This window comes from Rathayibacter sp. SD072 (genome assembly GCF_017355185.1).
Classification (GTDB): domain Bacteria; phylum Actinomycetota; class Actinomycetes; order Actinomycetales; family Microbacteriaceae; genus Rathayibacter.
The window spans coordinates 14816-36183 of record NZ_JADILJ010000011.1; the positions used below are offsets into that span (position 1 = coordinate 14816).

Here is a 21368-nt window from a genome sequence, read left to right on the forward strand (position 1 = left end):
GGGCGACGCGGGGACATGCGGGGTCGGTCGCACGTGCGCCGGACGCTCCCGAGGAGGAGCCGGCGTGGGGAGCACACGGAGAACCATTGGACGACCCTCTCGCGATCGGCCCCCGCCTCGGAGAGGATTGACAACCGGCCGGGGATCAGCGGAGGCTCTCGAGCACCGCCTCGAGCTCGTCGACCGCGAAGTCGATCTCGTCCTCGGTCACCACCAGCGGAGGAGCGAGGCGGATCGTGGATCCGTGCGTGTCCTTGGCCAGCACACCGCGCGCCATCAGCGCCTCGCAGACGGCCCGGCCCGTGGCGAGCGCGGGGTCGATGTCGATGCCCGCCCAGAGTCCGGCTCCGCGCACGGCGATGACGCCACGGCCGATCAGGGCGGTGAGCCGCGCGTGCAGCTGTGCGCCGCGGGCGACGGCGAGCGCCTGGTACTCGCCGGTGGCGAGCATCTCGACGACCGCGAGGCCCACGGCGGCGGCGAGCGGGTTGCCTCCGAAGGTCGAGCCGTGCTGACCGGGCTGCAGCACTCCGAGCACGTCGGCATTCGCGACCACGGCCGAGACCGGCACGATGCCGCCGCCGAGGGCCTTCCCCAGCAGGTACACGTCGGGGACGACTCCGACCAGATCGCAGGCGAAGGTCGCACCGGTACGGCCCAGTCCCGACTGGATCTCGTCGGCGATGAAGAGCACGTTCCGGCGAGCGGTGATCTCACGGACGGCGGGCAGGTAGTCGGCCGGGGGCACGACGATGCCGGCCTCGCCCTGGATCGGCTCGATCAGCACGGCGACGGTGTCCTCGTCGATCGCCGCCTCCAGCGCCGCCGCGTCGCCGAACGGCACCGTGCGGAATCCCGGAGTGAACGGGGCGAAGCCGTCGCGCGCCTCCGCGTCGTCGCTGAACGAGATGATCGTGGTCGTGCGCCCGTGGAAGTTGCCCGCGGCGACGATGATGTTCGCGCGTCCCGGCGTCACTCCCTTGACCCGGTAGCCCCACGCGCGGGCGACCTTGATGCCGGACTCGACCGCCTCCGCCCCGGTGTTCATCGGCAGGACCATGTCCTTGCCGGCGAGCGCCGCGAGCGCGGTGACGAACGGGCCGAGCCGGTCGTTGTGGAACGCCCGACTGGTGAGCGTGACGCGGTCGAGCTGGTCGCGGGCCGCGGCCAGCAGCACCGGGTGCGAGTGGCCGAAGTTGACGGCGGAGTAGGCGGCCAGGCAGTCGAGGTAGCGGCGCCCCTCGACGTCGGTGATCCAGGCGCCCTCGCCGGTCGCGGCGACGACGGGCAGCGGGTGGTAGTTGTGCGCGGCGTGCGCCTGCTCCTCGGCGATCAGGGCGGCGGAGGCGGTGGTCGTGTCCAGGATGCTCATGTCGGTCCTCTCGTGATCGCGGGTCAGCGGCGCAGCTCGAGGGTGCAGCACTTCACGCCGCCGCCGCCGAGCAGCAGCTCGGACAGGTCGACGCCGATCGGCTCGTAGCCGCGTTCGCGCAGCTGGCGCTCGAAGCCGACGGCGCGCGAGGCGATGACGACGTGCAGTCCGTCCGAGAAGGAGTTGAGCCCGAGGACGGAGGCGTCCTCCTCCGACACGAGGATCGCGTCGGGGTAGAGCTCCTGCAGCACGCGGTTGCCCTCGTCGCTGAACGCGCTGGGCAGGTAGGCGATGTTCTCGTCGTCGAGCACGGCGATCGCGGTGTCGAGGTGGTAGAACGACGGATTCACGAGCTCGAGGGTCACGACCTCGCGGCCGAAGACGCGGGCGACCTCGGCGTGCGAGTCGGAGGCGGAGCGGAAGCCGGTGCCGGCGAGGATGCGCTCGCCGACGAGGAGGAAGTCGCCCTCGCCCTCGTTGACCTCCTCGGGGACGCGCACGTCGAAGCCGGCGCCGCGGAACCAGTCCATGTACGCCGGACCCTCGGGCTGCCGCTCCGGGTAGGTGAAGGACGCGCCGTAGGCGATGCCGTCGATGACGAAGCCGCCGTTCGCGGCGTAGACCATGTCGGGCAGGCCCGGCTCGGGGTCGATCAGCTGCACGTCGAAGCCGAGGCCGACGTAGGTGTCGTAGAGGGTCTGCCACTGGCGCACGGCCAGCGCGGTGTCGGTCGGGACCTGCGGATCCATCCACGGGTTGATCCGGTACACGACGGTGAAGTGCTCGGGTCGGCACATCAGGATCGTCTTGGCGACGGGGGTGCGGGTCGGGGCGGCGGAAAGCACAGCGGTGTCGGTCATTCGAGTCCTCCTGCGAAAGGCTGCGGATGAGCGGACCGGGTCCAGTGGCGCCGGACCCCGCGGAGGATCATCACGGGGTGGCGCACGCTCGCGCCCAGTCTTGCACGCGCGGATCGTGCGATTCCCACCGCTCGGCGCAGGGATCCGCTGAGAACTCGTTCCTTGACGCTCGATCCGTGCGGAGCGCGGGTCGGCGGCGTCTCCTCCGGCCCTCCTCCGCCGACGTCCGCGCCCGACGTCGTACCCACCGTTCGGGGGAACCCGCGCGACCCCCGCCCCCGTGAGCCCTCCTCGGCCCGCAGCTAGCATGCAGACACCGTGTCCGCCGCGGCCCGCCGCGAATCCTCTCGAAAGATCTGCCGTGCCCACACGCCGCCGTCGCGCGCCGCGCCTCGTCCCCCTCAGCTCCGTCGGTCTCGCCGCCGTGCTGCTCGCCGGTCTCGCCACCGGCCCTGCAGCGAGCGCCGCTCCGCTCCCTCCGCTGGGATCGGCGACGTCCACCGAGACCGCTCCGTCACCGGCCCCCGCGCCCCCCGCCGCCTCCGCGGACCCCGTCGCCGCGGCCGCCGAGGGCGAAATCGTGGTGACGGGCACCCTCGCGCTCTCGGGCGTCGACGAGGCGCATCCGGCCCCGGAAGGCGACGCGTACACCGTGCGCGTCACGAACGAGGACCTCGAGACCGTCAGCGAGACGGCCACCGGAGCCACCTTCAGCGTGCCCCTTCCCGCCGGCGGCCCGTACCACCTGCAGGCGTCGGTGACCGGCAGCACGACCTGGTACCCCACCTGGTACGGCGACACCCCGAGCCCCGAGGACGCCGACCCGATCAGCGCCAGCGCCGAGATCGTCGTCACCCTTCCGCGCACCGCCTCCGTCGCGGGGACGGTCAGCACCCCCGACAGCAGCTACCTCGAGGGCGTCGCCGACTACACGGTCCAGGCCTGGTGGATCGACCCGGCGAGCAGTGAGCGGCCCCGCCTCCTCGGCGAGACGGCGACCTCGGGCGCCGCGCTCAGCACCTCGGACTGGTCGTTCAGCGGCGCCGCGGCACTGCCGGTCGGCTCGTACAAGTTCCGCGTCACGCAGCCCGGCTACCCGGACTTCGACGACCAGTACTACTTCGACAGGTCGAGGCTCAAGGACGCGCGGGTCGTCCCGCTGACGACCGCTGGTCGCACCGGCATCGACTTCACCATGGACAACTTCGGGTCCGCCACCGACCGCATCGCGGGCGACGACCGGTACGGCACCTCGGCGAAGACCACGCAGCTGGGCTTCCCGGGGACGGTCCCGGTGCTCTACGTCGCGAGCGGCGCGAACTGGCCGGACGCCCTCACCGCCGGTCCGGCGGCCTCGTTCCGGGGCGGAGCGCTGCTGCTCACCGATCCGGGGCAGCTGTTCCCCGTCACTGCCGCCGAGATCCAGCGACTGCAGCCCGAGAAGATCATCGTGGTGGGCCTCACCCCCTCCGTCAGCGAGGACGTGTTCCGCGCGATCGACGCGCTGTCGCCGACCGACGAAGTTCAGCGCATCGGCGGACTGGACCGCTACGAGACCAGCCGCATGATCGTCGAGGACGCGTTCCCCGCCGGCGAGTACAGCGAGGTCTTCCTGCCCACCGGGCTGAACTTCCCCGACGCGCTCTCCGTCGCGCCGATCGCCGGACGCAAGGGCCAGCCGGTCATCCTCGTGAACGGGGCCCAGAGCGCCCTCGACGCGCCGACCCGCGCGGCGATCGACCGTCTGGACGCAGGCCTGGGCCAGCTGGTCGGCGGCACCCCCTCGATCTCGGCGGGCATCGAGGCCGATCTCGCCGCCTCCGGCCTCGTCGGCGACGTCGACCGGATCGCCGGTGCGAGCCGTGATGCCACGAGCCACCTCCTCAACGCCGCGTACCCGCCGTTCGAGCTCCAGGACCGCGCGTTCCTCGCCCGGGCGGACTCGTTCGCCGACGCGCTCTCGGTCGGCCCGACGGCCGCCGCCCTGGGTGCTCCGCTCTACCTCGGCTACCGGGACTGCGTCCCGTACGACACCCGCGTCGAGCTGCAGGCGCACGAGCTCGACTACGTGACGCTGCTCGGCGGTCTGCCGACGTTCCAGGCGTCGGTCGGCTCGCTCACGACCTGCCGCTAGGCCGGTTCCGGCGCCCCGTCGCTCCGCGCTCCTGCGGAGCGACGGGCGTCCGCGCCCCTCGTGTGACCGCCCCGGTGACGATCCTCGACCGCGACCACGGGATTCCACTCGACCGCCGTCGATCCGCCCCCTGACAGGGGGCGTCGCCCCCGCACCGCCCCGTTAGATTCAGAAGACCTCGTGTCCGCCGCGGTCCGCCGCGACCATCCGAAAGACTCCCGTGACTCCTCGCCGCCGTCGGCCCTCCGCGCGTCTGCTCGCGCTCACCCTCTCCACCGTCGGCGCCGTCGCGCTGGCCGGACTCGTCGCCTCGCCCGCATCGGCCGCCGACTCGCCGGTGCGCGGATCGATCACCTCCCCCGCCTCGGTCCCCGGCTCGCACACGTACACCGTGCAGGCGTGGCCCGTGGGGGCCGACCTCGCGACGGCGGAGCCGGTCGCCCGGACGGTCACGACCATCGCGAGCGGGAAGACGGGCGAGTACGCCCTGCCCGCCCTCCCCGACGGCTCCTACATCGTCCGCGTCCTCGAGACCCCCCTGCAGAACGGCGTGCCGACCGTGGGCGACTCGTTCTGGGAGGACACCGACTGGGTCGGCGCCTCGACCGTGGTCGAGGTGGCGGGAGCGGCCGTCACGGGCATCCACTTCACGCCGGATCCGTTCTTCTTCACCACCTCCCGCGTCGAGGGCAGCGACCGCTACGGCACGTCGGCCGCCTCGACGAGGGACTACGCGCCCGGCGTCCCCGTGCTCTACATCGCCAGCGGCGCAGGATGGGCGGACGCCCTCAGCGCCGCCCCCGCCGCCTCGGCCCAGGACGGCGCGCTCCTGCTCACCGACCCCTCCACGCTCTTCGCCAGCACCAGCGCCGAGATCACGCGGCTCGCTCCGAAGGAGACCGTGGTCGTCGGCAGCGACGCCACCGTGTCGGAGGCGGTCTTCCAGCAGATCGACGCCCTGGTCACGGGACCGATCACGCGCATCGGCGGCTCGGACCGCTACGACACGTCCCGCCTGATCGTGGCGGACGCCTTCGAGGACGACTCCGCGGAGGACGTCTTCCTGGCCACCGGGAACGACTTCCCCGACGCCCTCTCGGTCGCGCCCGTCGCGGGTCGCGACAAGCAGGCGGTCCTGCTCGTCAACGGCGCGGACACCGGCATCGACGCCGCCACCCGGTCCGCTCTCACCCGCCTCGGCCCCGACCGCGCGGTGATCCTGGGCCGGACCGCCTCCGTCTCCGCGGGCATCGAGGCCGATGTGTCCGCTCTCGTCGGCGGCGAGCTCACCCGCATCGGCGGCGCGAGCCGGTACGAGACGAGCCGCCTGATCAACGAGGCGTTCCCGGCGGAGGGGCTCACCTACACGACCTACCTCGCCTCCGGTGAGGGCGCCGCGGACGCGCTGTCCGGAGCGGCGGTCGCCGCGTCGCAGGGAGCACCCCTCTCGCTCGCCCGCCCCGACTGCGTGCCGGTCGAGACGACCGACTCCCTCAAGCGCCAGCACCTCGACACGGCGGTCGTGCTGGGCAGCGACAAGACCCTCTCGCTGAATGCGGTCCGCTTCCGAGCCTGCTGAGAGACCGACCGACGGCTGCGGCCCGCGGATCGCGTGACGGCGCGACCGCGGGCCGCTACTGTCGGAGTGCCAACGTAGGACATTCACTCCGGAGACCCCCATGAGCACTGCCACCGCACGCCCCCTCCTCGTCGGGATCGAGACCGGAGGCACCAAGGTCGTCGCCGCCGTCGCCGCCCTCGACGAACCGGAGCGGCTGCTCGCGACGACCACGCTGCCCACCCGCGGCCCCGTCGAGACCCTCGCCGACATCGCGGCGTTCGTCCGCGGTCACGGCGTCGACGGCTCCGTCTCGGCGATCGGAGTCGCCTCGTTCGGGCCGCTCGACGTCGATCCCGGCTCGCCCTCCTACGGCCACCTCACCTCGACGCCGAAGATCGGCTGGGAGGGCGTCGACGTCCTCGGTCCGCTGGGCGAGGCCGCGCCCGGTGCCCGCACCGCTCTGGTCACCGACGTCAACGGCGCCGCCCTCGGTGAGGCGCGCTGGGGCGCCGCCGCCGGGGAGCCCGACTTCGTCTACGTCACCGTCGGCACCGGAGTGGGCGGCGGCCTGCTCGCTGGCGGCCGCCTCCTCGCCGGCAGCGGCTGGCCAGAGATCGCGCACCTCCTCCCCCGCCGCCACCCCGAGGACGCCTTCGCCGGCACCTGCCCGTTCCACGGCGACTGCCTCGAGGGCCTCGTCGCCGGGCCCGCGATCTCGGCGCGCTGGGGCGTCGACGGCTCGAGTCTGGGGGCCGAGGACGCCGCGGCGAACCTCCGCTTCAGCTCGTACTACCTCGCCCAGCTCGTCACGACGCTCGCCTACGTCGCCGGAGTGCGCCTGGCGATCCTCGGCGGCGGGGTGTCGAAGACGCCCGGACTGCTCGAGGCGGTCGAGACCGAGGTGCAGCGGCTGATGGGCGCACCGGGAGCGACGGGCACGTCGGCGGGGCGCATCCGCATCGTGCGTCCGGGGCTGGGCGACGAGTCGGGCGTGCGCGGCGCGCTGTCGCTCGCGCAGTCCCTGGTCTGAGGAGGGCGGTCAGCCGAGCAGCTCGGCGACCAGGCGCTCGACGCGACCGCGGATGTCGTCGCGGATGGGACGCACCTGCTCGAGCGGCAGGCCGGCCGGATCGGCGAGCTCCCAGTCCTCGTAGCGCTTGCCGGGGAAGATCGGGCAGACGTCGCCGCAGCCCATGGTGATCACGACGTCCGACTCGCGCACCTGCTCGGTCGTCATCTGCTGGGGCACCTCCTGCGAGATGTCGATGCCCTCCTCCGCCATCGCGGCGACCGCGACGGGGTTGATGCTCGCACCCGGCTCCGAGCCGCCGGAGCGGACCTGGACCCGGCCGCCGGACAGGCTCGTCAGATAGCCGGCGGCCATCTGCGAGCGGCCGGCGTTGTGGATGCAGACGAACAGGACGGCGGGGGCGTCGCTCATGGGGGGCTCCTCTGAGTGGGGATGGGGATCGGCCTGACGAGTATGACGGCGGACGGTGAACACGGGGAGACCTGCGGCGGCGCTACCCTCCTGTCCATGACTGGACACGAGAGCCGACCGCAGCCGGGAGCGGGCCGCGACGAGACGCCGGAGGAGCGCTCCGATCGCAACTGGAACGAGATCCTGCAGGAGCTGCGCGTCGTGCAGACCGGCACGCAGATCCTCGGCGGCTTCCTGCTCACCCTCTGCTTCCAGCAGCGCTTCACCGAGCTCGCCGCCCCGGACGTCGCGCTCTACCTGGTGCTCGTGTTCCTCGCCGCGTCGGTGACCGTGCTGGCGCTGGCCCCGGTCACCGTGCACCGCCTGCTGTTCGCGCGCGGACGCAAGGCGGAGCTGGTGCGCTTCGGCAACCGCATCGTCCTGACCTGCCTCGCTGCCGGCTCCCTCCTCTTCGTGGGAGTCGTGACGTTCGTGTTCGACTTCGTCCTCACCCAGGCGGCGGGGCTCGTGGCGGGCGGCGCGGTCCTGCTGATCATCGCGCTGGTGTGGGTGACAGCGCCCGTGATCCTGCGGCGGAGCTGAGGGCGCACGGCGCTCCTGCGCCCGACGCGGTCGCGCGAGGATGCCAGGCGGGAGCGGACGGAGTCAACCGGCTGCAGGCCTCGCGCGGAGCTCCCTAGCGTGGTGACGTCGGCGCATCCCGCGCCGCGCGCGAGAGGAGATCGGGCATGAGCGGCATCGACGGACCCCAGGACAACCCGCAGAACCACGACACGGTGAGCGACGCCGGAGTGGACAAGCCCTCGCAGGCCGAGGGCGACGACGCGCAGGTCGGCGGCGCCGAGAGCACCGCCGAGGACGTCACGACCGCGGTCGACGACGACGACCTCGACGCGGGCGTCAGCGAGCCGACGGACTGAGCGTGATCCCCGCGCTGAGCGCCCTGGACAGCACCGCGGCGGTCCTCTCGGACGGCTACCTGTTCGGGACGAGGCGCTTCGCGCAGGTCGAGGGCGACGCCTTCCGCACCCGGATCCTCGGGCGGCCCGTCGTGGTCGCCCGGGGGATCGAGGCGGCGCGCTTCTTCTACGAGGGGGGTCGCTTCGACCGGGCGGGCGCCCTGCCCGGCTCGGTGCTGCACCTTCTGCAGGACGAGGGCAGCGTGCAGACCCTCGAGGACGAGCGGCACCGGCGCCGCAAGAAGCTCTTCCTCTCGCTGATCGAGGCGCCGGAGGAGCGCTCGCGGCTCGTCGACGCCTTCGCGGTCGAGTGGCAGCGGGCCGCCGCGCGCTTCGCGGGCGCTCCGGTGCCGCTGCAGGACATGGCGGCCGAGGTGCTCGGACGCGCAGTCCTCGTGTGGGCCGGCGTCGCGCTCCCGGATCGGGAGGCGCAGCAGCGGTCGGACGAGCTGCGCAGCATGGTCGACAACGCGGGCCGCTTCGGACCGCCGAACTGGGCGGCTCGGCTGCGGCGCCGGCGCACCGAGAGCTGGGCGCGCGGCCTGCTCGAGGCGAGCCGGGCGGCGGGACTGCCGCCCGAGGACGGCGCGGCGTCGATCGTCGACCGGATCGCGCACGCCGAGGAGGACGGCGCTCCGCTGCCGATCGAGGTCGCCGCCGTGGAGCTGCTCAACCTCCTGCGACCGACGGTCGCGGTCGGGCGCTTCATCGTCTTCGCCGCGCTGGCGCTGCACGAGCACCCCGAGTGGCGGGAGCGTCTCGTGCACCCGGAGGAGCGCGCGGCCTTCGCGAACGAGGTGCGCCGGTTCCACCCCTTCTTCCCGATGGTCGGCGGACGGGCCCGCGGCGGTCTGGAGTTCCAGGGCGAGACCCTGCCCGACCGGCAGTGGTTCCTGCTCGACCTGTACGCGACCGACCACGCGACCGCGCACTGGGACGCGCCGGAGACCTTCGATCCCGAGCGCTTCCTCGCCCCCGTCGACCGCAACGGCTTCATCGCGCAGGGCGGCGGCCACTACGGCGACGGCCACCGCTGCCCCGGCGAGCCCGCGACCGTCGACCTGCTGGCCGAGGCGCTGGAACTGCTCGCGACCGGGCACCCGTACGACGTGATGCCCGGGCAGGACTTCTCGATCAGCCTCCGCTCGTTCCCGACGGAGCCGGCGGACGGCTTCGTGGTGACGTTCCGGGCCTGACGTCCTCCCCAGGGGCGCGGGACGGAGCGTCTCCACCGATCGCGTCACTCCGGATCCGCGCCGGCCAGCGCCGGGGCATCCTCGCGGCATGCAGGTGTCGAGTCAGTCCCCGTCGTCGAGAGCTTCCAGGTCGCGGAGCGCGTCCCGGGCGCGCGAGAGCCGCGCCTCCTCGGGCTCGTCCCACCAGGCGGGGCCCCGCTCCCCGAGCCCGTGCTTGGCGAGCCCGGTGCGGGTGCGGGCGGCGGCCACCGCGTCCTCGTCCCCGGCGCGCTTCGCCGACCGGGTGCCCGATCGGCCTCGGCCGAGGTGGGAGGTCAGGGCGGCGACGAGCTCCTCGGGGAGGATCGGATCGGTGCGGCGCCAGCGGCGGCCGTTCACGACGAGCCAGCGCTCCGCGTCCTGTCGGGCGGTGTCCTGCTCGGCGTCGTGCTCGTCGTCGTGCTCGTCAGCCACGCCGGTTGATCCGATCGCCGGTGCTCGTCAGATCGACCGAGGCGGGCAGCCGGAGCGCCTCGATCACGCCGAGATCGGCGAGCGCGAGGATCCGGGCGACGAGCTCCTCCGAGCCGCCGATCAGCGTCGAGTCGAAGTCGATCTCGCTCGCGAGGTACCAGGCGCGGTCCTCCGGCCAGAGCGCGAGCGGGGTCTGGACGACCGTCCCGGTCGCGTCGGCGAACCCGTTGTCGCGAGCCCAGGTCGGCTCGGTGAGCACGCGGACGTCGAGCGCGAACAGAAGGCACTCGCGCTGCGGCAGGCGGATGCTTCCGGCCGCGGCGATCGCGGGGTGCTCGCGTCCCGTCGGTCGACCGTCGTCGTGCTCCTCGGGGAGCTCGTCCCCGCCGTCCGTCCGCCGGGCGGTGACGACCCCGAAGGTTCCGAGCACGCCCGTCCCCTCCCAGAACGCCGCGGAGCACCGCTCGGAAGTCGTGGTGGCGCCGGCGAGGACATCGGCGATCGCCGCCAGCTCCTCGAGGTCGAGCTCCCCGAGCCGCGGGGCGCCGAACGTCCGGTCCTGGCCCGAGAGGTCGTCCCACTGGGCGAGCGGATGCAGCACCGTCCCTGCGCGCTCCGCGACCTCGCGCCACCTCAGCGGCTCCCCCGCGTCATCGGAGGCGGGATGCAGGATCCGCACGGCGGCCTCGAACAGCGGCGGAACGATGCCCTCGAACGTGGCGAACGGGCCCAGCGCGTCGAGCACCCAGCGGCCCCGCTCCGGGTCGGTCTCGGCGTGGAGGGCGCTCATCCGGTCAGGCTAGCGGCGCGAGACGAGTCCGGACAGGGCTGCGAAGGCGCGCTGGGGGCCGGTCGTCCCCGTGAGCTCCGCCGAGAGGGCGGCGAGCCGCTCCCGTCCCGTGTGGTCGGCGGCGAGCAGCCGCCGGGCCGCCGCGGCGATCGCCCCGGATCCGGCGCTGTTCGGGTCGAGCACCTCGGCGACTCCCGCGTCCTCGAGCGCCGCCGCGCCGGCGAACTGATCGGTCGAGAAGGGCAGCACCACGAGCGGCACGCCGGCGGTCATCGACTCGGTGACGCTGTTGTTGCCGCCGTGGGTGATCGCGAGAGCCGCGCGGCGCAGCAGCGTGACCTGCGGGAGGAACCCGCGCACCAGCCAGGTCGGGGGGAGCCCGCCCAGGGCCGAGCGATCCGTCGCGCCGGAGGCGAGTGCGACGCGCACCGGCCGGCCGTCGACCGACACGCCCGCGAGCGCCGACGCGACGCGCGCGAGCACGTCGTCGCGCACCGAGAGGAAGCTGCCGAAGCTCACGTAGACGACCGGGTCGTCCGAGGCGGCGAGCCACTGCTCGACCTCGTCGTCGACCGGCTCGGAGCGGACGGCCGAGCCGAGGAAGGCGTGCGGAGGCAGCTGGGCGGTGCGCGCGGGGTCGTGCAGGCGGCCCGGGTAGTTCAGCAGCAGCACGTCGCCGGACTCGGCGAAGGCGTCCTGACTCGACGGGGCGGAGGGATCCAGCGAGGCGAGGGCGGCGTTCCACTCGGCGGTGAACGCGTCGCGGACCTCGTGGCACAGGGCGCGCAGGTCGGCGAGCTCGTCCGGGTCGGGGGCGAAGGCGTCGGGCCAGACGGGCGGGAATCCGTAGACCTCGCCGGGCACCGTGAGGGCGGTCGGATGCCCGAGCACCACGTCGCCGTAGGGCACGCCGAGCGCGCGCAGCGCCACCCGGGCGGTGAAGGCGAGGTGGTCGGCGACGATCGCGTCGGGCTGCACCTCGTCGAGGATCTCGCGCAGCCGCGCAGCGACGCCCGCCGGATCCCACAGCAGATCGGTCAGCCGCTCCCGCGCCTGGTAGGCGAGGGTCGGGACCATGCCGCGCCGGGTGGCGTCGAAGAACCCGCGGAGCGAGGCGCCCTCGTCCGGGGCCTGCTCCTCGGCGCGGATCGTGCCGGGATTGGAGCCCCGGCCCAGTCGCAGCGGAACGTGCTCGAAGCCGAAGTCGTCCACGATCGACCGCGTCGCGTCGCCCGTCGCCACGACCACCCGCTCCCCGGCGTCGCGCCAGGCGGTGCCGAGGGTCGCGAGCGGGAGCAGGTGGGAGGCGTAGTCCGGACTCACGATCAGCAGGGTCACGACGCTCCCAGCACGAGATCCGAGCGCAGCGGCCGCTCCTGGTCGGCCGTGGCGTGCGCGTAGACGCCCGAGAGGGCTCGCGCCATGGCCTCGATCGTGTACCGCTCGGCGACCATCGCGCGGCCTCGCTCCGAGGCGTCCTGGGCCAACGGACCGCCCGCCAGATCGAGGGCGTCCCCGGCGGCACCGGCCAGTGCGGCGCAGTCGGCGGTGTCGATCAGGAATCCGGTGACGCCGTCCTCGACATAGGTGACCGGACCGCCGGTCGCGGGAGCGACGACGACGAGGCCCGCGGCGAGCGCCTCGAGCAGGGCGATGCCGAACTCCTCCTTCACGCTGGCGCAGACGTACGCGCCTCCCGGGGCGGCGAGACCCGGCCTGCCGTGCCGGACCGCGCCCAGCCACCGGGCGACCGTGCCGTTGGGCCGGTGACCGGCGAGCAGGAGACCCGCCGAGGAGCCGCCCGCGGCGCCGATGCGGTCGAGCTGCTCGCGCTCGTCCGGGCTGGGGTCGGCGAGATCGCCGCCCACCAGCACGAGGTTCGCGCGCCGGCGCAGCGACGGGTCGCCGGCCCACGCCTCGGCCAGGGCGGCCATGCCCTTGACCCGGTGCAGGCGGCCGACGCTGAGCAGCAGGGGCAGGCCGCGCCGCTCCTCCGGGAGCTCGCGGAGGAGCTCGTCGAGGGCCGAGAGGTCGTCGCCCGCGTCGAGCGCGACGGGCTCGCCCGCGGCGGCACTCCGCGCGGCCCGCTCGCCCCGCTCGACCAGGCGCACGTCGATCCCCTCGGGGACGATCGTGTGCCGCTCCGGATGCGCGGTGATGTCGATGCCGATCAGCTCGCGCATGCTCCGCTCCAGCTCCGCCCGCGGAAACAGGACGGTGTGGGCGGCATCGGCCGCGAGTCGCTGCACGAGGCGCACTCGGAACCAGAAGTGGTCCACGGCGTCGCGGTCGCCGAAGTCGGCCCGCGACAGAGCGCCGGAGGCGTCCAGGCCCGCGATGAGCGCGTGCGGATCCGGGGCGACGGTGAACACGACGGGGATCTCGAGCTCGCGGGCGACCGCGGCGGCGGCCAGCGACCCGACGTCGGCCATCCGCAGGTGCAGCACGTCGACCCGTCCTGCCGCGCTCAGGATCCGGCGGATCCCCCGCTCGGCCGCGACCCGGCGCGGCCAGGCCTCGGGCATGGGTACCGCGGGTCCCGCGAAGGGCACGGGCGCGAAGCCGTGGCCGGAGGATGGCAGCTCGGCGAGAGCGCGCTCCGCCTCGGCCGGTGTCCCGCGCGAGAGCGTGAGGACGCGCTCGATGCCGTCCTCGCCCTCGAGCGCGTCGCCGAGCCGGACCAGCAGCGTCGCGATGCCGCCGTTGTCCCCGGCGCCCACTCGCGTGAGCGTGCCGTCGATGTCGGCGTGCACGAAGAGCTGCGCGATGGTCGGTCCCGCGTCAGAGACCGGAGCCGGAGCGTGGTCGAGGAGCGCGGTGCGCGCGATCGAGCCCAGCGCGCCGTCCAGTCCGGTCAGGCGCGACAGCAGCAGCTCGGCGTCGTCGGAGCGGCGCTCCCCGAGCGCGTCGATGGCCGCGGCCCGGGCGTCGAAGCCCTCGGCCTCGTCGGCGGCCACTTCGAGCAGGGTCCGCTCGGCGATCGCACCGGGCACGAGGCCCAGGGTCTCGACGACGCGCGAGCGGGCGCCGGGGTCGCGCTCGCCGATCAGCACGCCCTCGAGGGCGAGCGAGATCGGATCGGGCGTCGAGGGCGCCCACAGCAGCAGGGTGCGCTGGGCCAGCATGCCGGCGAAACCGCCCGCGCCGATCATCCGGAGCAGAGGGCCGACGGCGCTGGGGCGAGGGAGGCGTCCGCCGAACGCCCATGCCGCGTGCTCGCGGATGAAGGGCCGCTCATCGGCGAGCAGGCGCAGCAGCGCCAGATCGGCCTCCTCGTCGAAGACCTGGGCGAGCGAGTGCACCGCGGCGATGGCCGTCAGCTGGTCGGAGGGGTCGAGAGCGGCGCGGGTCAGCAGGCGCACCGCGCGACCGCCTCCGTCGCTGACCGCGGCGATGGTGAGCTCGTCGGCGGCCCGGATCGCCTCGAGCAGGGTGGGCGCGCCGCGCACGGCATCGAGAACGGTCTGGGTGGCCACGGTTCACCTGGTCTCGTCGGGGCGGATGGGGCGGCACCTCCGCACCGCTCGTCCTTCGGAGCCCTCGGGCTCGACGGATCGCGGTATCGGCGGACCGAGTACGAGCATGCCGGGGCGAGCGCTGGGATTTCACCACTTGCGGACACCCCCGGACTGTGCGCACTGTCAAGGGGGTACCGCCTCCGATCCGCGTCCTCCACGCGCGCGTGGAGGCGCGGGACGTGCTCAGGAGCGCCGGGTCCACTCCAGCAGCCGGTCCACCGGCCAGGTGGTCACGATCCGCTCCTCGGGCACGCCGAGCCGCTCGGCGCGCTCGGCCCCGTAGTCCAGCAGGCCGAGCTGGCCCGGAGCGTGCGCGTCGCTGTCGATCGAGAAGAGGCAGCCCGCGTCCAGAGCCAGGGCGATCAGCTCGTCCGGCGGGTCCTCCCGCTCGGGCCGGGAGTTGATCTCGACGGCCGTCCCGTGATCGGCGCACGCGCGGAAGACGGCGACGGCGTCGAACTCCGACGGCGGACGGGTGCCCCGCTCCCCGCCGACGAGCCTGCCGGTGACGTGCCCGAGCACGTCCGTCCGCGGATCGGACGCCGCCGCGACCAGGCGCGCCGTCATCTCGCGCCGCGGGGTCCGCAGCTTCGAGTGCGCGCTCGCCACGACGACGTCGAGGCGGTCGAGCAGCTCCGGCGTCTGATCGAGCGAGCCGTCCTCGAGCACGTCGACCTCGATCCCGCTCAGCAGACGGAGCGGCCCGGTGTCGAGGGTCGCGAGGTGGGCGAGCTGCTCCTCGAGGCGGTCTGCGCTGAGGCCGTGCGCGACGCGCAGACGAGGGGAGTGATCGGTCAGCGCCAGGTACTCGTGCCCGAGCGCGCGGGCCGCGTCCGCCATCGCGAGGATCGGAGTCGCGCCGTCCGACCACTCGCTGTGGCTGTGCAGATCGCCCCGCAGTCTGCCGCGCAGGGCGCTCGTCGGCAGCGGGTCGCTCCCGCGCAGGTCGGCGAGGTAGTCCGGCACCCGACCTTCCCGCGCCTGGCTGATCACGGTGAAGGTCGTGTCCCCGATCCCGGCCGCGCGGCGGACGGCACCGAGATCCTCGCGCTCGGCCTCCGTCATGCCCTCGAGCACTGCGATCGCCTTGCGGAACGCCTTGGCGCGGTACTTCGAGGCGCGCTCCCGCTCGAGCAGTGTCGCGATCTCGTGCAGTGCGTCGAGGGGATCCATGTCCCCCGGTCTAGCAGACGCGGTCGCCCGTGCGGGGGATCACCCTCGGCGCTCGACCAGCGCCCGCAGCGCGTCCCGCACGAACCGTGCGCCCGCGACCCCGCCGTAGGCCGCGGCGAAGCGCTCGTCCTCGACGTACATCGCGCCGAGTCCGAGCAGGTACTCGTCACTCGGCCCGCCCGTCGCGTCCCGAGGCGTGCCCGGCACCTCGGCCAGCCATGCGCGGTGCCGCTCGGCGAGTGCGAGCGCCTCCTCCCCCTCCGGATCCGCTCCGCTCGCCGCCGCGGCGGTCCACGCGCCGGCCAGGTCCGCCTGCCTCCGGCGCCACTGCTCCCGCTGCTCCTCGCTCATCGAGCGCCACCAGCGGTCGCCGTCGGCGTAGGCCGGCGCACCCCAGCGGCGCTCCACCTCCTCGCGGTGCTCCGCGTGGTCGAACCCGTCGAACATCTCCTCGGCCATGGGCCCTGTCCCCTCCTTCATCGTCCCGACGGTCCCGGCGACCGCTCGGATGCGGCGGTCCAGCCGCCGCCGCTCCTCCCGCAGGACGTCGAGGTGCCGCTCCAGAGCGGTCACGGGCTCGGTGTCGCGCCGGAGGATCTCCCCGATCTCGGCCAGCCCGAGACCGAGGTCGCGCAGCAGCAGGATCCGCTGCAGCGTCACGAGCGCGGCGGCGTCGTAGTAGCGGTACCCGTTCGCCCCCACCCGGCTCGGCGGCAGGAGCCCCTGGGCTCCGTAGTGCCGCAGCGTCCGGCTGGTCGTTCCCGCCAGGCGCGCCACCTCGTGCACCGACCACTCCCGCTCCACCGCGCCCTCCTTCCTCCGCCCGCCGACCGGATCCGGCGGCGGTGGAAGCGACGGTACGGGTTGACGCGGCGTCAGAGTCAAGACGGCCGGAACTGCGGACTCGCTGAGCGGTCTTGCCCCTCCGATGAGTCGAGATATATCGTGACTTCCACCACTCGCGATATATCGCGTTACACGCAAGGGCTCCTCACCGGGGCCGGAAGAAGGAGGAGCTCATGTCGCTCGAGAAATGGCTCGTGCAGGCGGGCGAGTCGAAGGTCATCGACCTCGACGTCGTCCGCTCGGTCAAGATCGCCCTCGTGGGCGGCCAGATCGACGTCATCGCGCACGACGAGCCGACGGCTCGCGTCGAGGTGCACAGCGTCGGCGGCCGCGCGCTCAAGGTCTCGATGGAGGGCGACCGCCTCGAGATCGACCACGTGCAGCTGCGTTGGGACTCGATCGTCGAGGTCGTGAAGGGACTGGGCCGTCGCGGCGATCGCGCCGACATCAGCCTGCTCGTCCCCCGCGGCGTGGCTCTCAAGTTCGACACCGTCTCGGCCGACGGGCTCGTCTCGGGCCTGCACAGCGACGCCCGCATCTCGACCGTCGGCGGCGACGTCGTGGTCGACGGACTGCACGGCGACATCGACGTGAACACCGTCCACGGCGAGCTCTCGGTGCGCAACCACACCGGGCGCGTCACGGCGCACACCGTCTCGGGCGACGTCACCGCGGCCGGAGAGCTCACGCGCTTCTCGGTCGACGGAGTCTCGGGCAGCGTCTTCGTCGACGCCGAGGGCACTCCCGACCAGATCCAGGCCAACACCGTCAGCGGCGACCTCACCGTCCGCGTCGACGAGGGCCTGGGCGCCCGCTACCGCATCAACACCGTCTCGGGCACTCTCCAGCTCGACGGCTCGGTCGTGCGCGGCACCTTCGGCCGCGGCTACACCTCGACCACCGGCTCGCTCGACTCGAAGTGGGTCGACATCGCCGCCAACTCGGTCACGGGAGACGTGACCGTCGTGCGCCGCAGCCCCGTCACCGCCTCCGCCCCGAGCAGCGAGAGCGCAGGCTGGGGCTCGCCCGACGCCGGCACCTCGACCGACGACCAGCGCCCCGTCGACGGAGGTGCCCTGTGAGCCCCGTCTTCGCGCACGGACGCCTGCGCCTCTACCTGCTCAGCCTCCTCGCCGAGGCCCCCAAGCACGGCTACGAGCTGATCCAGGCTCTGAGCGACCGGTTCGGCGGCACCTACGCGCCGAGCGCCGGCACGGTGTACCCGCGCCTCGCGAAGCTCGAGGAGGAGGGCCTCGTGACGAAGGAGGCCGACGGCCGCAAGACCGTCTACTCCATCACCGACGACGGCCGCGCCGAGCTCGCGAACCGGGCGACGGACCTGGGCGACATCGAGGACGAGCTGACGGACTCGGTCCGCCGTCTCGCCGACGAGGTCCGCCTGGGCGTCGCGGAGGCGATGAAGAGCCTCCGCGCTGACCTCGCCAGCGCCGCCCGCGACGCGCGGGGCGACCGGGGCGACCGCGGGGAGTCCCGCACTCCCGAGCACTCGTCGGAGCAGCCGCCGCGCACGCAGGACGAGCCGACCGCCGAGCCCGCCCGCGAGCCGATGCCCGCTCCGACCGATGCGCGCACGGCGTCGCGTCTCGCGCTCCGCGACGCGGAGGTGCTGCTCACCGAGTTCCGCGACGAGCTGCGCGCCGAGCTGCGGACGGCCGCCTCGCGCGGTGACGTCACTCCCGAGAGCGTCGACGCCCTGCGCACCGCGCTCGAGCAGGCGCGCACCGCGGTCCGCTCGACCCTGGACTGACCCGCACCACCACCGCTGATGGCGGGGATCCCTCCCGGGGTCCCCGCCATCAGCGCGTCCGCTACCGAGTCCTCCCAGACCCGCCCCGCACACCCTCGAGAACACCCCTCGAGACGCCACCCCGGTCTGCGCTACGCCGCGCAGGGCGCACCGGAGCGGCATCCCGCACAAAGGCTTCCCGCCACCACCCCCCTTGCGCTCCCCTCGATCCGGACTATATTTCCTATAGGATCTTTTGTGCGTCCAGAGCCGGGCGCACCGAGTGCGAGGGAGCACGGATGACCGACGTCACGACCGGCGCAGCAGACGCCGAAGCCCCGACCGGAGCCCAGACCTGGGACGGCGTCGACTGGGACCCCGACACCTGGACCGCCGAGACCTGGCCCATCGCCACCTGCCTCCACGGCATCCCCCCGGTCTCGCGCGACGGAGTCGCCCTGCACGACGCGGCCCCCGAGGTGTGGGACGACCTGTTCGCCCAGGTCGAGGGCGTCGGATTCACGCTCGCCGAGCTGGCCGACAGCCACGTCCGCCCCGCCGACCTCGAGCCCTCACGCCGCGACGAGTTCCTCGACATCGCGCGCTGGCACGGCGTCGGCATCCCCTCCGTGCACCTGCAGCGCCAGAGCGTGATCATGCCGGGCCGCGAGGAGGAGAACCTCGCCTACGCGCACCGCACCATCGATGCGGCGGCCGAGTGGGGCATGAAGGTCTTCTCGACCGGACTGCACCAGCCCTTCAGCGAGGCGCAGAAGCGCGCGCTGTGGTTCTGGACCGCCGAGGGACCGAAGGACCCCGACGACCCGGACGTCTGGAACGCCGCGGTCAGCCGCATCCGGGAGCTCGGGAAGCACGCCGCCGACGTCGGCCTGCCGCTCGCCCTCGAGCTCTACGAGGACACCTACCTCGGCACCGCCGACAGCGCCGTGCGCTTCGTCGAGGACGTGGGACTGGACAACGTGGGCCTCAACCCCGACGTCGCCAACCTCATCCGCCTGCACCGCCCGGTCGAGGACTGGCGCGAGCTCTTCGCCAAGACCCTCCCCTACGCCAACTACATGCACGTCAAGAACTACACGCGCGACGAGTCGGCCGACGGCAGCTGGGCGACCTCGGTGCCCTCGAGCATGGAGGCCGGGCTCATCAACTACCGGCAGGTGATGCGCGACGCCGTCGAGGGCGGATTCCGCGGGATCCTCCTCGCCGAGCACTACGGCGGCGACAGCCTCGGCATGTGCTCCACCAACCAGACCTACCTCCGCACCCTGCTCCCGCGGGCAGCCCGGACCTCGAAGTAAGGACGCAGCACCATGACCGCACGCAGAATCGCCGTCGTCGGCTCCGGCTACATGGGCGGAGGCATGGCCCAGGTGCTCGCCCTCTCGGGCGCCACCGTCGTCATCGCCGACATCTCGGAGGAGATCGCCCGCAGCAACTACGAGCGCCTGCTCACCGAGACCGCGCAGTTCGTCGCCGACGGGCTCTTCCCCGAGGACGCCGTGGAGCGCATCCGCGAGAACCTCTCCCCCGCCGCCTCGATCGAGGAGGCCGTCGCCGACGCCGACTTCATCGAGGAGGCGGTGCCCGAGAAGATCGAGATCAAGCACGAGACCCTGCGGCGGATCAGCGCGGCCGCGCGTCCGGACGCGGTCATCGGATCCAACACCTCGACGATCCTGATCGGCTCGCTCGCCGAGGCGGTCACCGGCCCCGAGCGCTTCCTCGGCGTGCACTTCTCGAACCCGGCGCCGTTCATCCCCGGTGTCGAGCTGATCCCGCACTCCGCCACCTCCGAGAGCGCGATCGCCCTCGCCGAGGAGATCGTCGCGGCGACCGGCAAGGAGACGGCGCGGGTGAAGGACTCGACCGGCTTCGTGCTCAACCGCCTGCAGTACGCGCTGTTCCACGAGGCGACGCAGATCGTCGAGGAGGGCATCGCGACCCCCGAGGACATCGACACGATCGTGCGGACCACCTTCGGCTTCCGCCTGCCCGTGTTCGGCCCGTTCGCGATCGCCGACATGGCCGGGCTCGACGTCTACGCCTTCTGCTACGCGTCGCTGCAGACCCGCTGGCCCGAGCGCTTCGCGACCCCGGAGTCGCTCGCGCAGCTGGTCGAGGCCGGCAAGTTCGGCACGAAGTCGGGCGCCGGCTACCTCGACGTGCCCGCCGAGCGGACCGCCGAGCTCATCGCCTACCGCAACCGCGCCTACGTCGCCATCAAGAAGCTGATGGACGAGCTGGGCCCCGCCCCGATCGCCTGACCCGCGCCGCGGCGCTCACCCGCGCGACCGCCCTCCGCAGGCCGTCGCGCACCCGCCGGCGCGCTCGCACCACCCCCGCGCCACCCCCGACAGAGTCGTCAGAAAGGCCACCGCATGCCCGCGTTCCCCGAATCCCGCACCGTCGTCCTCACCGGCGCCGCCTCTCCCCGCGGCATCGGCCGCTACACCGCCCACCACCTCGCCGAGCAGGGCTGGAACGTCGGCGTCATCGACCTCGCCGACGACGCCGCCCGCGAGGTCGCCGCCGAGATCGCCGAGCAGCACGGCGTGCAGGCGGCCGGCGCCGGCGCCGACGTCTCGAAGGACGCGCAGGTCCGCGCCGCCTTCGACTCCCTCGAGGCCGCCCTGCCCCCGGTCGTCGCCCTCGTGAACCTGGCGGGAGTCGCCTCGCCCGTCTCCTACCTCGACGTCACCCCCGAGGAGTGGCAGCGCGTGATCGACATCAACCTGAACGGCGTGCACTTCAGCACGCGTCGCGCCGTCGAGTCGATGACGGCGCGCGGAGTCGGCCGCGTCGTCAACCTCTCCTCCGTCTCGGCCCAGCGCGGCGGCGGCACCTTCAGCAAGACCGCCTACTCGGCCGCCAAGGCCGGCGTCATCGGCTTCACCCGGAGCGTCGCCCGCGAGCTCGGCCACCAGGGGATCACGGTCAACGCGATCTCGCCCGGCCCGATCGACACCGACATCATGGGCGGCACCCTCACCGAGGAGCGCAAGACGGCCATGGCGGCCGACGGCGTGCTCCCCCGCATCGGGACCCCGCGCGACATCGCCGCGGCCGTCTCCTACCTCATCAGCGAGGACGCCGGATTCGTGACGGGTCAGACCCTGAACGTCGACGGCGGCCTCTACATGCACTGATCGGAGCCCTCATGAACAAGACCTTCGGCACCTGGTCGATCGGCCGCGTGCTCTTCCTCGCCGTCGGCGTCCTGCTGGTCGGCGTCGGCGCCGCCCAGATCCTGCCCGCCCTCGGCGGCTGACCTCCCCGTCCTCCGCGGCGGCTCCGGCC

The 21368-nt window shown here is 73.4% G+C and carries 20 protein-coding genes; 11 read left to right on the forward strand and 9 right to left on the reverse strand.

Annotation, left to right across the window (positions count from 1 at the left end):
• Window positions 1-145: 145 nt before the first annotated feature.
• Entirely contained in the window at window positions 146-1372 is a 1227-nt protein-coding gene (gene rocD, locus IOC53_RS06430) for an ornithine--oxo-acid transaminase (protein ID WP_207403541.1), read from the reverse strand.
• Window positions 1373-1395: 23 nt separating this feature from the next.
• A complete protein-coding gene (gene ddaH, locus IOC53_RS06435) occupies window positions 1396-2232 on the reverse strand; it encodes a dimethylargininase (RefSeq protein WP_207403542.1) in 837 nt (278 codons plus the stop codon).
• A gap of 361 nt (window positions 2233-2593) precedes the next feature.
• Here ddaH and IOC53_RS19420 point away from each other — a divergent pair, with 361 nt between their 5' ends.
• The 3 genes from IOC53_RS19420 (at window position 2594) to IOC53_RS06450 (ending at window position 6957) form a co-directional block, all read left to right on the forward strand.
• Window positions 2594-4366: a cell wall-binding repeat-containing protein gene (locus IOC53_RS19420; protein ID WP_207403543.1), complete on the forward strand. Its 1773-nt coding sequence runs from the start codon at window positions 2594-2596 to the stop codon at window positions 4364-4366.
• A gap of 220 nt (window positions 4367-4586) precedes the next feature.
• Window positions 4587-5945, forward strand: a complete 1359-nt coding sequence (locus IOC53_RS06445; protein ID WP_207403544.1) for a cell wall-binding repeat-containing protein — start codon at window positions 4587-4589, stop codon at window positions 5943-5945.
• Between the two features lie 100 nt (window positions 5946-6045).
• Window positions 6046-6957: an ROK family protein gene (locus IOC53_RS06450; protein ID WP_207403545.1), complete on the forward strand. Its 912-nt coding sequence runs from the start codon at window positions 6046-6048 to the stop codon at window positions 6955-6957.
• 9 nt (window positions 6958-6966) lie between these two features.
• Here the strand turns inward: IOC53_RS06450 and IOC53_RS06455 are convergent, their stop codons facing one another.
• The gene (locus tag IOC53_RS06455) at window positions 6967-7368 is read right to left on the reverse strand and encodes an arsenate reductase ArsC (RefSeq protein WP_207403546.1); all 402 of its coding nucleotides are present in this window, start codon (window positions 7366-7368) and stop codon (window positions 6967-6969) included.
• 96 nt (window positions 7369-7464) lie between these two features.
• Between IOC53_RS06455 and IOC53_RS06460 the strand changes: the two genes are divergently transcribed.
• The 3 genes from IOC53_RS06460 (at window position 7465) to IOC53_RS19425 (ending at window position 9523) form a co-directional block, all read left to right on the forward strand.
• The gene (locus IOC53_RS06460) at window positions 7465-7950 is read left to right on the forward strand and encodes a DUF6328 family protein (RefSeq protein ID WP_207403547.1); all 486 of its coding nucleotides are present in this window, start codon (window positions 7465-7467) and stop codon (window positions 7948-7950) included.
• Window positions 7951-8096: 146 nt separating this feature from the next.
• A complete protein-coding gene (locus tag IOC53_RS06465) occupies window positions 8097-8288 on the forward strand; it encodes a hypothetical protein (RefSeq protein ID WP_207403548.1) in 192 nt (63 codons plus the stop codon).
• Between the two features lie 2 nt (window positions 8289-8290).
• Window positions 8291-9523 carry a cytochrome P450 gene (locus IOC53_RS19425; protein ID WP_207403549.1) on the forward strand — a complete coding sequence of 411 codons (1233 nt, stop codon included), beginning with the start codon at window positions 8291-8293 and terminating at the stop codon, window positions 9521-9523.
• Between the two features lie 102 nt (window positions 9524-9625).
• On the opposite strand, the gene IOC53_RS06475 is transcribed toward IOC53_RS19425, so the two are convergent.
• From IOC53_RS06475 to IOC53_RS06500, 6 genes are all read right to left on the reverse strand, one after another.
• Complete coding sequence (locus IOC53_RS06475; RefSeq protein ID WP_207403550.1) at window positions 9626-9976, reverse strand: biopolymer transporter Tol; 351 nt, start codon at window positions 9974-9976, stop codon at window positions 9626-9628.
• On the reverse strand, window positions 9969-10766 hold the full coding sequence (locus tag IOC53_RS06480) for a hypothetical protein (RefSeq protein WP_207403551.1): 798 nt from the start codon (window positions 10764-10766) through the stop codon (window positions 9969-9971). Before IOC53_RS06480 ends, IOC53_RS06475 begins: the two co-directional genes overlap by 8 nt.
• Before the next feature lie 9 nt (window positions 10767-10775).
• Entirely contained in the window at window positions 10776-12104 is a 1329-nt protein-coding gene (locus IOC53_RS06485; protein ID WP_207403552.1) for a glycosyltransferase, read from the reverse strand.
• Window positions 12101-14242, reverse strand: coding sequence for a glycosyltransferase (locus IOC53_RS06490; RefSeq protein ID WP_207403553.1), 2142 nt, complete (start codon window positions 14240-14242; stop codon window positions 12101-12103). Before IOC53_RS06490 ends, IOC53_RS06485 begins: the two co-directional genes overlap by 4 nt.
• A gap of 225 nt (window positions 14243-14467) precedes the next feature.
• Complete coding sequence (locus IOC53_RS06495) at window positions 14468-15457, reverse strand: PHP domain-containing protein (RefSeq protein WP_207403554.1); 990 nt, start codon at window positions 15455-15457, stop codon at window positions 14468-14470.
• 39 nt (window positions 15458-15496) lie between these two features.
• Window positions 15497-16261 (reverse strand): TipAS antibiotic-recognition domain-containing protein, encoded by a 765-nt coding sequence (locus IOC53_RS06500; RefSeq protein WP_207403555.1) that lies wholly within the window; start codon window positions 16259-16261, stop codon window positions 15497-15499.
• A 215-nt stretch (window positions 16262-16476) separates the two neighbouring features.
• Here IOC53_RS06500 and IOC53_RS06505 point away from each other — a divergent pair, with 215 nt between their 5' ends.
• From IOC53_RS06505 to IOC53_RS06525, 5 genes are all read left to right on the forward strand, one after another.
• Window positions 16477-17385 (forward strand): DUF4097 family beta strand repeat-containing protein, encoded by a 909-nt coding sequence (locus IOC53_RS06505; RefSeq protein WP_242683014.1) that lies wholly within the window; start codon window positions 16477-16479, stop codon window positions 17383-17385.
• Window positions 17382-18071 (forward strand): PadR family transcriptional regulator, encoded by a 690-nt coding sequence (locus IOC53_RS06510; RefSeq protein WP_207403556.1) that lies wholly within the window; start codon window positions 17382-17384, stop codon window positions 18069-18071. The genes IOC53_RS06505 and IOC53_RS06510 overlap by 4 nt, the downstream gene beginning before the upstream one ends.
• A gap of 278 nt (window positions 18072-18349) precedes the next feature.
• Window positions 18350-19369, forward strand: a complete 1020-nt coding sequence (locus IOC53_RS06515; RefSeq protein ID WP_207403557.1) for a sugar phosphate isomerase/epimerase — start codon at window positions 18350-18352, stop codon at window positions 19367-19369.
• A 12-nt stretch (window positions 19370-19381) separates the two neighbouring features.
• On the forward strand, window positions 19382-20335 hold the full coding sequence (locus IOC53_RS06520; RefSeq protein ID WP_207403558.1) for a 3-hydroxyacyl-CoA dehydrogenase family protein: 954 nt from the start codon (window positions 19382-19384) through the stop codon (window positions 20333-20335).
• A gap of 114 nt (window positions 20336-20449) precedes the next feature.
• Window positions 20450-21217: an SDR family NAD(P)-dependent oxidoreductase gene (locus IOC53_RS06525; protein WP_207403559.1), complete on the forward strand. Its 768-nt coding sequence runs from the start codon at window positions 20450-20452 to the stop codon at window positions 21215-21217.
• The last annotated feature ends 151 nt before the right edge of the window (window positions 21218-21368 follow it).